12 protein-coding genes are annotated in these 12,893 nt (G+C 73.9%); 9 read left to right on the top strand and 3 right to left on the bottom strand.

Going from position 1 to position 12,893, the window contains the following annotated elements; translation table 11 throughout:
• The first annotated feature begins 68 nt into the window (after window positions 1-68).
• Window positions 69-539, top strand: a complete 471-nt coding sequence (locus ACLE50_RS19660) for a hypothetical protein (RefSeq protein ID WP_410945055.1) — start codon at window positions 69-71, stop codon at window positions 537-539.
• 719 nt (window positions 540-1,258) lie between these two features.
• Window positions 1,259-2,542, top strand: a complete 1,284-nt coding sequence (locus ACLE50_RS19655) for a DEAD/DEAH box helicase (RefSeq protein ID WP_410945095.1) — start codon at window positions 1,259-1,261, stop codon at window positions 2,540-2,542.
• A gap of 78 nt (window positions 2,543-2,620) precedes the next feature.
• Here the strand turns inward: ACLE50_RS19655 and ACLE50_RS19650 are convergent, their stop codons facing one another.
• Both ACLE50_RS19650 and ACLE50_RS19645 read right to left on the bottom strand, forming a co-directional pair.
• Window positions 2,621-3,106: a LapA family protein gene (locus ACLE50_RS19650; protein ID WP_410945054.1), complete on the bottom strand. Its 486-nt coding sequence runs from the start codon at window positions 3,104-3,106 to the stop codon at window positions 2,621-2,623.
• Between the two features lie 143 nt (window positions 3,107-3,249).
• On the bottom strand, window positions 3,250-3,741 hold the full coding sequence (locus tag ACLE50_RS19645; protein WP_410945053.1) for a GNAT family N-acetyltransferase: 492 nt from the start codon (window positions 3,739-3,741) through the stop codon (window positions 3,250-3,252).
• A 56-nt stretch (window positions 3,742-3,797) separates the two neighbouring features.
• Between ACLE50_RS19645 and ACLE50_RS19640 the strand changes: the two genes are divergently transcribed.
• The gene (locus ACLE50_RS19640; RefSeq protein WP_410945052.1) at window positions 3,798-5,189 is read left to right on the top strand and encodes a mycothione reductase; all 1,392 of its coding nucleotides are present in this window, start codon (window positions 3,798-3,800) and stop codon (window positions 5,187-5,189) included.
• 144 nt (window positions 5,190-5,333) lie between these two features.
• Here ACLE50_RS19640 and ACLE50_RS19635 read toward each other — a convergent pair whose 3' ends face one another.
• Window positions 5,334-6,167, bottom strand: a complete 834-nt coding sequence (locus ACLE50_RS19635) for a lysophospholipid acyltransferase family protein (RefSeq protein WP_410945051.1) — start codon at window positions 6,165-6,167, stop codon at window positions 5,334-5,336.
• A gap of 279 nt (window positions 6,168-6,446) precedes the next feature.
• Between ACLE50_RS19635 and ACLE50_RS19630 the strand changes: the two genes are divergently transcribed.
• Genes ACLE50_RS19630 through ACLE50_RS19605 form a run of 6 tightly spaced genes read left to right on the top strand, consistent with a single transcriptional unit; the run spans window position 6,447 to window position 12,885 of the window.
• Window positions 6,447-7,211, top strand: a complete 765-nt coding sequence (locus ACLE50_RS19630; protein WP_410945050.1) for an alpha/beta hydrolase — start codon at window positions 6,447-6,449, stop codon at window positions 7,209-7,211.
• Window positions 7,208-8,479, top strand: coding sequence for an NAD(P)/FAD-dependent oxidoreductase (locus ACLE50_RS19625; RefSeq protein WP_410945049.1), 1,272 nt, complete (start codon window positions 7,208-7,210; stop codon window positions 8,477-8,479). The genes ACLE50_RS19630 and ACLE50_RS19625 overlap by 4 nt, the downstream gene beginning before the upstream one ends.
• A complete protein-coding gene (locus ACLE50_RS19620; protein WP_410945048.1) occupies window positions 8,476-9,294 on the top strand; it encodes a DUF1365 domain-containing protein in 819 nt (272 codons plus the stop codon). The genes ACLE50_RS19625 and ACLE50_RS19620 overlap by 4 nt, the downstream gene beginning before the upstream one ends.
• Window positions 9,291-10,622 (top strand): class I SAM-dependent methyltransferase, encoded by a 1,332-nt coding sequence (locus ACLE50_RS19615; protein WP_410945047.1) that lies wholly within the window; start codon window positions 9,291-9,293, stop codon window positions 10,620-10,622. Before ACLE50_RS19620 ends, ACLE50_RS19615 begins: the two co-directional genes overlap by 4 nt.
• Window positions 10,619-12,022: a class I SAM-dependent methyltransferase gene (locus ACLE50_RS19610; RefSeq protein ID WP_410945046.1), complete on the top strand. Its 1,404-nt coding sequence runs from the start codon at window positions 10,619-10,621 to the stop codon at window positions 12,020-12,022. Before ACLE50_RS19615 ends, ACLE50_RS19610 begins: the two co-directional genes overlap by 4 nt.
• The gene (locus ACLE50_RS19605) at window positions 12,019-12,885 is read left to right on the top strand and encodes a DUF1295 domain-containing protein (protein ID WP_410945045.1); all 867 of its coding nucleotides are present in this window, start codon (window positions 12,019-12,021) and stop codon (window positions 12,883-12,885) included. The genes ACLE50_RS19610 and ACLE50_RS19605 overlap by 4 nt, the downstream gene beginning before the upstream one ends.
• Window positions 12,886-12,893: the final 8 nt, after the last annotated feature.

Here is a 12,893-nt window from a genome sequence, read left to right as displayed (position 1 = left end):
GAGTTCCCGACCGCGAGTTCCCGACCGGAGACCGGCACGACAAACCGGACATACGGCACCATCGAGGCATGATGGAGCAGCTGAACGCGTGGGTGACCGACCTGCACCCGGTCCTGGCGTTCCTCGCGGTGTTCGTGATCGGCGTGGTGCCGTTCCTGGAGTCCTACATCGGCACGCTGGTCGGGACCGCGGCCGGGATGCCGGTCCTGCTCGCCGGGACCGGGGCGGTCGTGGGGAACCTGCTGGCACTGGCCGTCGCGGTGTGGCTCGGGGACCGGGCCCGGCGGGGACTGGACCGCCGCGCGCAGCGGCCGCCGAGCGCCCGGCGGCAGAAGATGATCGCGCGGGTGGACCGTTACGGCGTCCCGGTCGCCTCCCTGCTCGCACCGACGCTGCTGGCGATCTCGCTGACCGCGTTCGGGATGATCGCGGCCGGGCTGGACCGGCGGCAGGTCGTGATCTGGCAGGTCGTGACCGTCGTGGTGTGGGCGCTGGTGTTCGGACTGATCGGGATCGGGGCGCTGCGGACGTTCGGCTGAACCGGCTCGCCGCTGACGTGACGGTGACCACCCGGCCCCGGCTGCGGGGCGGGTGGCGGTCCCGCACCGGATCCACGGGGCGTACGGTGATTCGACGAGTGCCCCGGGCAGACAACCCGCCGGGCCCACCGTTCGAAGCCCTTCCCATCACGGAGCGCGCCCGCATCGACGCGGCGACCGCGCCCGGGCCCGTCGGCCGAGCTCCCTCCCCGAGGTCTCCGCATGGCGTGCCACGTCCTGCGAGGAGCCCTGTGACCAGGCCCCAGTTCCGTTCGCCGTCGTCCGACCAGACCGGTGACGCCGGTGAGCGCCGTCCGCGCCGTCGCGCCACCCGGCCGACCGGCGCCCCCGAGCAGCCCCGTTCCGAGCGTCAGCGCCCGGAGCAGCACCGTTCCGAGTCCGCCGGTTCCGGCCGCCCGCGCCCCGAGCGCCGGTCCGACCGCGACCGCCCGGCCCGTACCGAGAACACCGACCGCACCGCCGGCCGCGGCGGCCGTGACAGCCGTGACGGCCGTGACGGCCGCGACGGGGACCGTCCGGCCGGTGAGCAGAGCCGTCGCCGTCGTGGTGGCGGCGGCCGTGGCGGGGCCGGGTCGGCCCCGAAGCCGCGCAACAACACCCCCCGCAACGGCGGCGGGAAGGCCCCGAAGCAGAAGTCCGCACCGCAGGGCCAGGCGGTGAGCACCGACGTCGAGCCGTGGACCGAGCCCGCGTCGGGCATGCCGTCGTTCGCCGAGCTGGGCCTGCCCGAGCGCCTGGTGAAGGCGCTCGCCGAGGAGGGCTTCACCGCCCCGTTCCCGGTGCAGGCCGCGACGCTGCCCGACACCCTGTCCGGGCGTGACCTGCTCGGCCGCGGCCAGACCGGCTCCGGCAAGACCCTGGCCTTCGGGCTGGCGCTGCTGGCCCGCCTCGCCGGGGAGCGCTCGCGCCCGTCGACCCCGCGCGGGCTGGTGCTGGTGCCGACCCGCGAGCTCGCCACCCAGGTCGTCGACGTGCTCGCGCCACTGGCGAAGGCCGTGGACCTGAAGGTCGCCGTGGTCGTCGGCGGGATGTCGATGAACCGGCAGATCGCCGAGCTGCGCCGCGGGGTCGACCTGCTCGTCGCCACCCCGGGCCGGCTCACCGACCACCTCCAGCAGGGCACCTGCGACCTGTCCGAGGTCACCGTCACCGCGCTCGACGAGGCCGACCGGATGGCCGACATGGGCTTCCTGCCCCAGGTCCGCGCGATCCTCGACCGCACCCCCTCCGACGGTCAGCGGCTGCTGTTCTCCGCGACGCTCGACGGCGACGTCGACACCCTCGTCCGCCGGCACCTCACCGACCCGGTGACCCGGTCGGTGGCCGCCCCCACCGGCAGCGTCTCGACGATGGACCACTACGTGTTCGTCGTGGACCGCGACCAGCGCAACGACGTCGTCGCCGAGATCGCCGCCCGCGAGGGCCGCACCATCCTGTTCGTGCGCACCAAGCACGGCGCGGACCGGCTCGTGCGGGTGCTGCGTCGCCAGGGCGTCCCGGCAGGCCCGCTGCACGGTGGCCGCTCGCAGAGCCAGCGCAACCGAGCGCTCGACGACTTCCGCTCCGGTGAGGTCCCGACGCTCGTCGCGACCGATGTCGCCGCCCGCGGCATCCACATCGACGACGTCGGGCTGGTCGTGCACGTGGACCCGCCCGCCGACCCGAAGGCCTACCTGCACCGTGCCGGGCGCACCGCCCGCGCCGGGGAGGACGGCGTCGTCGTCACCCTGGTCACCCGTGACCAGCGCCGGGAGGTCGACACCCTGACCCGCCAGGCCGGGGTCGACCCGACCGTCGCTGAGGTCTCCCCCGGCGACGCCGAGCTGGTCCGGGTGACCGGCGCCAGGACCCCGTCCGGGGAGCCGATCGTCGTCGCGAAGCCGGCGCAGCCGCAGCGCAAGCCGCGGGCGGCCAAGGACGGCTCGCCTCGCCGTCAGAGCGGCAACGCCGGCGGCGGGCGCCAGCGGGGCCGCCGCCGCTGACCCTCGGACGACCTCGTACGACGCGGAGACGCCGCCCGGTGCTGCACCGGGCGGCGTTCTCGTGTCGGGAGCGGCGTCTCAGCCGGCCTTGCGGATCGCGCGGCGCAGCTGCGCGATCCGGATGCTGCCCGGGATCGCGACCAGCACGATCCCGGCGATCGCGGCGAACAGCAGCGCGACACCGGTCGGCAGCTCGCCCTCGTAGCCCAGGAAGTTGATCTGTGCGGGCGCGGTGTTCTGCGCGATGAAGATCAGCAGGATGATCAGGACGAGCGCGGACAGGATCAGTCCCGCCCAGAGCCCGCCGGTGCGGCTCTTCGGCGCCTTCTGCTTCGTGCGCCCCTTCTTGCCGGCCGGCTCCTGGGGAGTGCCGTGCTCGCCGGTCGACGGCTGCCCGCCGGGCTCACCGGTCGGGATGGCGGTCGTCGGCTCCTCGGGGCGCGCGTGCGCGCCTCCGGTCCGTTCCGGCGTCATGGCCGGCTTCGTCGCGGGGTCGGCCGAGGGGTCCTCCGGCCCGACGCGGCCCCACGACGGCGAGTTCTCGCGCGTTCGGTCGTCGCTCATGCGCTCCCGTCCCTCCGGGTCGGTGCCCCGGCCGCACGGCCGGGCATTCGGCGCATTGTCGCGCAACGATGGCGTCCCGTCCGTCCGGCGCGCTCACGTGATCGGGGGGTTTGACGCTGCGTTGTGTGGGGAAAGTCCGCTGGTCAGGCGGGATCCGGCTGCGGCCGCCAGGCCATCGGGACGTGCGGGATGCCGTCCTCGACGAACTGCTCCCCGGTGACGACGAACCCGTGCCGGGCGTAGAACGCCTCCTGCACCACCTGGGCGTCGAGCACGCAGGGCGCGCCGCCGACGTCGTCGAGCACGGCGGTCATCAGCCGGTGACCGAGGCCGCGGCCGCGGGCGTCGAGCCGGGTGCAGACCCGCCCGATCCGGAACCCGCCGCCGGGCTCGACGAGCAGCCGCAGCGTGGCGAGCACGGTGCCGTCGTCACCGGTCAGCCAGTAGTGCCGGGTGCCGGGTTCGAGGTCGCGGCCGTCGATCTCGGGGTACGGGCACTCCTGCTCGACGACGAACACGTCGACCCGCAGCCTGAGCAGCGCGTGCAGCGTCGCGGCGTCGAGGTCGGCGGCGGAGCTGCGGTGCAGGGCCGGGTCCGGGGGGTGCAGAGCGGGATCCGGGGCGTGCGCGGTCATGCGGGCGTGCGTACCAGAGCGGCGGCGGTGTGCGGTGAGCGGTTAGCCTCGCGGTCGTGGCTCACCATGATCTGGTCGTCGTCGGCACCGGCTCGGGCAACACCTTCCTCGACGAACGGTTCGCCGGCCTGGACGTGGCACTGGTCGAGCACGGCGTCTTCGGCGGGACCTGCCTGAACGTCGGCTGCATCCCGACCAAGATGTACGTCTACGCCGCCGACGTCGCCGAGGAGATCCGGCACTCCTCGGTCTACGGCGTCGACGCGAGCATCGACAAGATCCGCTGGACCGACATCCGGGACCGGGTGTTCGGCCGGATCGACCCGATTTCCGCCGGCGGGCGCGAGTACCGCGTGGACCGCAGCCCGAACGTCACCGTGTACTTCGGGCACGCCCGGTTCACCGGGGACCGGGAGTTCGCCGTCGAGCGCACCGACGGCTCGGGCACCGACACCCTCACCGCCGACCGCGTCGTCATCGCCGCGGGCAGCCGGCCCGTCGTGCCCCCCGTGGTCGCCGACTCCGGGGTCCCGTTCGAGACCTCCGACACGGTCATGCGGGTCGACGCCGTGCCACGCCGGCTGGTGATCCTCGGTGGCGGCTACATCGCCGCGGAGTTCGCGCACGTCTTCCACGCGCTCGGCGCCGAGGTCACCATGGTCGCCCGCGGGCCGCGGCTGCTGCGCCACCTCGACGAGACGCTGTCGCAGCGGTTCACCGAGATCGCGCAGGACCGCTGGGACACCCGGCTGAACACGCAGGTCACGGGCCTGTCCGGGGACGGGAGCGGCGGGCCGGGCGAGGTCACGGTCACCCTCGACGACGGCTCGGAGATCGTCGCCGACACGTTGCTGGTCGCGACCGGCCGCCGCCCCAACGGCGACCGGATGGACCTGCCCGCCGGCGGGGTCGCGACGCTGCCCGACGGCCGCGTCGAGGTCGACGCCTACCAGCGCAGCGTCTCCGCCGACGGCGTCTGGGCGCTCGGTGACGTCAGCTCCGAGCACCAGCTCAAGCACGTCGCCAACCACGAAGCGAAGGTGGTGGGGCACAACCTCACCCACCCCGACGACCTGTGGGCCACCAACCACCGGTTCGTCCCGGCGGCGGTGTTCACCGAGCCGCAGATCGCCTCGGTCGGGCTGACCGAGGCCGCCGCCCGCGAGGCCGGCCACGACATCGCGGTGAAGGTGCAGAACTTCGGCGACGTCGCCTACGGCTGGGCGATGGAGGACACCACCGGCCTCTGCAAGATCATCGCGGAGAAGGGCTCCGGACGGCTGCTGGGCGCGCACCTGCTCGGCCCCCAGGCGTCGACGGTGATCCAGCCGCTGATCCAGGCCATGTCGTTCGGCCTCGACGCCCGCGCGATGGCCACCGGGCAGTACTGGATCCACCCGGCCCTGCCCGAGGTCGTGGAGAACGCGCTGCTCGGCCTCGACCTCTGACGGAGCTCGGACCCACCTCACACCCCCGCGCCGGTCCCCACACCCCATATTTCGGGTGTGCGAACCCCGGCAGAGGTGTGCGGGCCGGCGCAGGGGTGTGGGAACCGGCTGCGGGGTCAGCCGGCCGCGGTCAGCCGGCCGCGGTCAGCCGGCTTCGCGCTCCCCCACCGGCGTGCCCGGTGCCGCCGGGGCGTCGGCAGGCGCGGCGATCCCGGGGGCGGCCTTCTTCGCCGCGGCCGGGTCGTACGGCGGCCGGTCGGGGGCCTTCTCGCCCCGCAGGTCCTCCAGCAGCACCAGCACCGCGTCCATGATCTTCGTGGTGGCGGCGTCGAGGGTGGTCTTCGTCAGCGGCTTGCCGGCGAACTCCGACAGGTCGACGGGCGGGCCAACCGAGATGCCGATCCGCTTGCGCGGGAACATCTTCGGCTTCCCGTCGGCGGGCAGGAAGTCCTGGGTGCCCCAGTTCGCGACCGGGATGACCGGGGCCCCGCTGCGCAGCGCGATCCGCGCGACGCCACTCTTGGGCTTCATCGGCCAGCCCTCGGGGTCCTCGGTGTAGGTGCCCTCCGGGTAGACGGCGACGATCTCGCCGCGCTCCAGGGCGTCGATCGCACCCTGGAACGACTCCCCCGCCCGCTTCGACGCGCGGTACACCGGGATGTGCCCGCCGCCGCCGAGCACCCACTTCACGACCGGGACGTCCCACAGCTCGGCCTTGGCCATGAACCGCGGCATCCGCCCGTGCGCGGTGCCGAACGCGATGTCGAAGATCGGGTCGGAGAACGACACGTGGTTGCCGACCAGCAGCGCCCCGCCGGACTTCGGCAGGTTCTCCCCGCCGCGCCAGCCGAGCCGGGTGCCCCACAGCACGATCGGCCAGATCACCGCGATCGCGAGCCCGAACCAGAATCCCGAGGTCCGGCGACGCCTGCGCAGCGTCGCCTCGATCCGCTGCCACACCGTCAGCTCCGGTGGCATGCCCATCTCGTCGTTCTCCCTCGTTCTCGTCCGGTTCGTCGGAGTGGCCGATTCCGGGGGTACGGTCCGGACGGCCTGCTCACATCTTCGCCGGTCGCCGGTGGCCGGATCACCGCACCCGGGCGATGATCCGATCGGACACGTTCACATGGTCCGCGACCGGGGAGACCCGGTGCAGCGAACCGCTTGTGACTCCTGTCGCACCATCCGGCCGTCCCGGACGGACCGGACGAACGCCCCGGTGTCCCGCACCCCGACCGCGTCCGAGGAGGCCAGCCCGTGTCCGACCGTCCGCTGCCGCGGCTGGAGGCCGTGCCCGGGGCGCACGTCCGGGCGGAACCGGCCGCCGTCGTCCTGGTCGCGCACGGCGGGCAGTCGCACTCGACGGTGCCCGCCACGCGCCGCGGGCTGGCGTACTGGCGGATGCGGCCGTTCGCGCACGCCCTGGACCGGTACGGCCGGCACGCCCGCAGCGAGCTGGGCGTCGGCGTCGCGGTGTACCTGCTGCGCTACCGGGTGCGGGGCTGGAACGGTGCCGCCCGCGACGCGCTCGTCGACACCGAGTGGGCGATCGGCGAGCTGGCCCGCCGGCACCCCGGGCGCCCCCTCGCGCTGGTCGGGCACTCGATGGGCGGCCGCGCCGTGCTGTACGCGGCCGGTGCCCCGGACGTCGTCGCGGTCTGTGCGCTGGCGCCCTGGCTCGACGGCACCGACCCGGTCGCGCAGCTCGCCGGGCGCTCGGTGCTGATCGCGCACGGCGACCACGAGCGGATCACCGACCCCGCCGAGTCCCTCGCCTACGCCGAACGCGCCCGCGCGGTGACCGACCGGGTCGCCCGCTTCGACGTGCACGGCGACGGGCACGCGATGCTCCGCCGCGCCGCGGACTGGACGTCGCTGGTGCGGCGCTTCGTCCTCGGCGAGCTCGGCGCCGAACCCCCGGACCCCTCGATCACGAACGCCATGGCGGAGCCCGCGCCCGCGGGGCTGCAGGTCCCGCTCGAGGCGGGATCCCGCCGAGGACCCCGAAGGAGCACGACATGAACGGACGGCCGACGGTCGCGGTGGTCGGCAGCGGGGTGTCCGGCCTGACCGCCGCGTACCTGCTGGCGCCGTCACACGACGTGACCCTCTACGAGGCCGACGACCGCACCGGCGGGCACGCCCACACCCACGAGCTCGCCGCCGCCGACGGCCGCACGACCCGCGTCGACACCGGGTTCATCGTGCACAACGACCGGACCTACCCGAACCTGCTCCGGCTGTTCGACGAGCTCGGCGTGCCCACCCAGGACTCGGACATGTCGATGTCGGTGCGTTGTGAGGGCTGCGGACTGGAGTACGCCGGGGCGCGCAAGCTCGGCGGGCTGTTCCCGCAGGCGTCGAACCTGTTCCGGCGGCCCGCCTACCTGCAGATGCTCGGCGAGGTCGTCCGCTTCCACCGGCACGCCCGGCGGGTGCTGGAGTCCCCCGACGCGGGCGACGTGACGCTCGGGGCGTTCCTGGCGATCGGCGGCTACTCCCGCTACTTCGTCGAGCACTTCATGATCCCGGTGGTGTCCTGCGTGTGGTCGGCGGGCGCGGCGATCTCGCTGGACTACCCGGCCCGCTACCTGTTCACGTTCCTGCACCACCACGGGATGCTCGGGATCGGCGGCTCGCCGCAGTGGCGCACGGTCACCGGCGGCTCCCGTTCCTACGTCGACCGGATCGTCAAGCAGCTCCCGGCCGTGCGGACGTCGACGCCGGTGCGGTCGGTGCTGCGCACCCCGGCCGGCGTCGAGATCCGCGACGACGCCGACGACGTCGCCGGGTTCGACCGCGTCGTGATCGCCACGCACCCGGACCAGGCACTGGCGCTGCTGGCCGACCCCTCCGCCGACGAGCGCGACGTCCTCGGCGCGTTCACCTACTCCCGCAACGAGACCTGGCTGCACCACGACACCGGGGTGCTACCCACCCGGCGCGGGGCGCGGGCGTCGTGGAACTACCTCAAGCCCGCCTGCGGGGATGCCAGTGACAGCCCGGTACTGGTCAGCTACGACATGAACCGGCTGATGCGGCTCACCGACCCGGAGTCCTGGGTCGTCACGCTCAACGGCCGCGACCGGGTCGCCCCGGACACCGTCGTCGCCCGGATGACCTACGAGCACCCCGTCTACACGCCCACCTCGGTCGCCGCGCAGCGCCGCCTACCGGAGCTGAACACCCCGGTCACCGCCTACGCCGGCGCGTACCACGGCTGGGGTTTCCACGAGGACGGCTGCGCCTCCGGGGTGCGCGCCGCCCGCGCACTGGGGGTGGCCTGGTGAGCGGGGGCACGGCCGGCAGTGACACGGCGAACAGGGCCGCCCCGGTGCTCTACGACGCCGAGGTCCGCCACGCCCGCCGGCGCGACCTGCCGACCGCGTTCGCGCACCCGCTCTACGTGTGGCTCGTCGACCTCGACGCGTTGCCCGAGCTGCCCCGGTGGCTGCGCCCGTTCGCCCGGTTCGACGCCGCCGACCACCTCGGCGACCCGGACCGTTCGATCCGCGAGAACGTCGACGCCTACCTCGCCGCGCACGGCATCGACCTGCGCGGCGGCCGGATCCGGATGCTCGCGCACGCCCGGGTGCTGGGCTACGTGTTCAACCCGATCTCGGTGTTCTGGTGCCACCACCCCGACGGGTCCCTGGCCTGCGTGGTCGCGGAGGTGCACAACACCTACGGCGAGCGGCACTGCTACCTGCTCCACCCGGACGAGGCGGGGCGGGCGACGGCGGACAAGGAGTTCTACGTCTCGCCGTTCCTCACCGTCGACGGCAGCTACTCGATGCACCTGCCCGAGCCCGGCGAGCGGCTCGGCATCTCCGTCACGCTGCACCAGGAGGGCGCGCCCGCCCTGGTCGCGACGCTGGCCGGCACCCGCCGCCCGGCGACGGTCCGCGAGGTCGCGCGCACGGTACTGCGCCGGCCGCTGGTCACCCAGCGCACGTCGGCGCTGATCCGGTGGCACGGCATCGGGTTGTGGTTGCGCCGCATCCCGATCGTGGCGCGCTCCACTCCTCCGCCGCAGAACCAGACGACCCAGCTGCCCGAATCTCCTCCCGTAGCGGAACGCCACCAGGAAGGGGTCACGCGATGACCACGCAGCACGACCTGTCCCGCGCCACCGCGGCCGGACCCCGCGGCGGCGCGTCGCCGGGCCGTGGCCGCAGCCACGCCGTGCCCCGCCCGAACGAGGGCGTCTGGCCGGGACTCGCGACGCCGCCGGTGGCCCCGGTGAAGGCGCGGGTCGCGGAGTCGTTGTTCCGCAACGCCGTCCGCAGCCTCCCGGTGCGGGTGATCTTTCCGGGCGGGGCGCGGATCGGGGCCGGGGACGCGTCGTCGCCGGTGATGCGCATCGAGCGCCCGGAGGCGTTCTTCGCCCGGCTCGGCGCCAACTCCAAGATCGGGTTCGGCGAGTCGTACATGGTGGGCGACTGGACGACGACCGACCTGCCGGGCCTGCTCACCCCGTTCGCGGCGCGGCTGTCGACGCTGATCCCGCCGGCGCTGCAGCGCCTGGGCCGCCGGTTCGCCGAGGCCCGCCAGCCCGCCGCGGAGGTCAACTCGGTGGAGGGGTCGCGGGAGAACATCCACCGCCACTACGACCTGTCCAACGACCTGTTCTCGATCTTCCTCGACGAGACGATGTCGTACTCCGCAGGCTGGTTCGCCGACGACTCCGACGACCTGGTCCTCGCGCAGGAACGCAAGATCGACGGCATCCTGGACATGGCCGCCGTCCGCGAGGGCATGCACGTGCTGGAGATCGGGACCGGCTGGGGCGGGCTCGCGACGCGGGCCGCGCAGCGCGGCGCCCGGGTCACCACGCTGACGATCTCCCAGGAGCAGAAGGAGCTTGCCGAGGCGCGGGTGGCCGAGGCCGGGGTCGCCGACCGCGTCCAGGTGCTGCTGCGCGACTACCGCGAGGCCCAGGGCTCCTACGACGCCGTCGTCTCGGTGGAGATGATCGAGGCCGTCGGGGTGGCGTACTGGCCGACGTTCTTCGCCACGCTGGACCGGCTGCTCAAGCCGGGCGGCCGCGTCGGGCTGCAGTCGATCACCATGCCGCACCAGCGGATGATGCTGGCGCGCAACGACTACACCTGGATCCACAAGTACGTGTTCCCCGGCGGCATCATCCCGTCGGTCACCGCGATCGAGGAGAACCTCGACGCGCACACCGGCCTGCACGTCGCCGAGCGCCGCAGCCTCGGCTTCGACTACGCCCGCACGCTCGGCCACTGGCGCGAGCGGTTCCTGTCCCGCTGGGACGACGTCGCCGCCCTCGGGTTCGACGAGACGTTCCGCCGGATGTGGGAGTTCTACCTGGGCTACTGCGAGGCCGGGTTCCGCGTCGGCTATCTCGACGTCTTCCAGTTCTCCCTGCAGCGCAAGCCCTCCTTCGTCCCCGGAGCCGCCTCGTGAGCACCACCCCCGCCGCCCGTCTCGCCGGACTGCTGGAGGACGTCCTCGGCGCCCCGCTCCCGGTGCGGCTGCGGGCCTGGGACGGCAGCGAGGCCGGGTTCACCGGCACCGCGGACGACCCGAACCCGCCGACGGTGATCGTCAACCGCCGTCGCGCGCTGCGCAGGCTGCTGTGGGCGCCGGGCGAGCTGGGCCTGGCCCGGGCGTTCGTGTCCGGCGACCTGTCCGTCGACGGCGACGTGGCGGACGGGCTGTCCCGCTTCTGGAAGCTCTCGCGGAGCGCAGGCGGAGCGAGCACCGGCACGGCACGGCCCGGCGCGGGTGCGGTGAAGCTCGGGTGGCGGCAGAAGCTGGGCGCGCTGCGCACCGCGGCACGGCTCGGCGCCGTCGGGCCGCCGCCCGCGCCGCCGGCGTCGGAGGCGAAGCTCGGGGGCAGGCGGCACACGCGCCGCCGCGACCGGGACGCGATCAGCCACCACTACGACCTGTCCAACGACTTCTACGAGTTCCTGCTCGACCCGCAGATGGCCTACTCCTGCGGCTACTGGGCCCGCGACACCGACGAGCACTACGGCCTGGAGCAGGCCCAGCGCGACAAGCTGGACCTGATCTGCCGCAAGCTCGGGCTGGCGCCGGGGATGCGGCTGCTCGACGTCGGCTGCGGCTGGGCGTCGCTGCTGGTCCACGCGGCCGAGCACTACGGCGTGCACGCCACCGGCGTGACCCTGTCCGCCGAGCAGCGCGACTACGGCCTGGAACGCGTCCGCCGCGCCGGGCTGGCCGACCGCGTCGAGATCCGGCTGCAGGACTACCGCGAGATCGCCGAGGACCCTGCTGCGGCATTCGACGCCGTCTCCTCGATCGAGATGGGCGAGCACGTCGGCCAGGAGAACTACGCCGTCTACGCCGGACAGCTGCACCGGATGCTGCGCCCGCACGGCAGGCTGCTGCTGCAGCAGATGTCGCGCGGCTCGGTCGGTGCGAACACCGCCCCGGGCGGCGGCGCGTTCATGGAGGCCTACGTCGCCCCGGACATGTACATGCGCCCGCTCGGCGAGACGCTCGGGTTCCTGGAGCAGGCCGGGCACGAGATCGTCGACGTCCAGTCGCTGCGCGAGCACTACGTCTGGACGGTCCGGCCGTGGCTGGACACCCTGCAGGACCGCCGCGACGAGGCCGTCGCGCTGATCGGCGAGGAGCAGTGGCGCGTCTGGCTGCTGTACCTGGCCGGTGCGGCGCTGGCGTTCGAGGAGAACCGGATGGGCGTGCACCAGATCCTGACCGTGCGCCCCGGCGCCGACGGCGCTTCCGGGCTGCCGCGCAGCCGCACCGGGATCCTCGGGCTGGACCCGGCGGTCTCCCCCGGCTCGACGGTCACCACCGAGTCCGCGAGCGCATGACCGGCTTCCCGTGGGCGGCACTGGCCGCGAACCTCGGCGTCACGCTCGTCGCCGTCGCGGTGGTGATGGGCGTGGCGTGCCTGGTCGGGCTGCGGCGCGACCGGCACGACGGCGTCGACGTCGTCTGGGGGCTCGGGTTCGTGGTGATCGCGCTGGTCAGCGCGGTCACCGCCGGGCTGCTCGACCCGGCGGGCAGCACGTGGCGGCGGGTACTGGTGGTGCTGCTCGTCGCCGTCTGGGGCGGGCGGCTGGCCTGGCACGTGGGCCGGCGCAACCACGGCAGGCCCGAGGACCGGCGCTACGTCGATCTGCGCCGCCGTGCCCCCGCGACGTTCCTGGCGAAGATCTACCCGACCCAGGGCGCGGTGATGTGGATCGTCTCGCTGCCCGTGCAGATCGCCTGCTACGGCGGCGTCGGCGGCTGGGGTGTGGCCGTCACCGTCGCCGGGGTGGCGCTGTGGGCGGTCGGGTTCGTCTTCGAGACCGTCGGCGACGCCCAGCTGGCCCGGTTCACCGCCGACCCCGCGCACCGCGGCGAGGTGATGGACCGCGGGCTGTGGCGCTACACCCGGCACCCGAACTACTTCGGCGACGCGTGCGTCTGGTGGGGCCTGGGCGTGCTCGCCCTGCACCATCCGGCCGGGCTGGTCGGGCTGGTCGGGGTCGCCGCCATCACGGCGAACCTGGTGAAGGGCACCGGCGCCGCGCTGCTCGAACGCGACATCGCGGCGCGCCGCCCCGGCTACGCCGACTACGTCCGCCGCACCAGCGGGTTCCTGCCGATGCCGCCGCGAACCCCCATGCCGCCACGAACCCCGATGCCGCCACGAACCGGATCGTCGCGCCCGACGAACACCCCCTGACCGACCCC

Origin of the sequence: Pseudonocardia phyllosphaerae, assembly GCF_046546475.1 — a bacterium.
GTDB lineage: Bacteria > Actinomycetota > Actinomycetes > Mycobacteriales > Pseudonocardiaceae > Pseudonocardia > Pseudonocardia phyllosphaerae.
The sequence above is the reverse complement of the archived record's forward strand: the minus strand, read 5'-3'. Positions and strand labels throughout refer to the sequence as shown.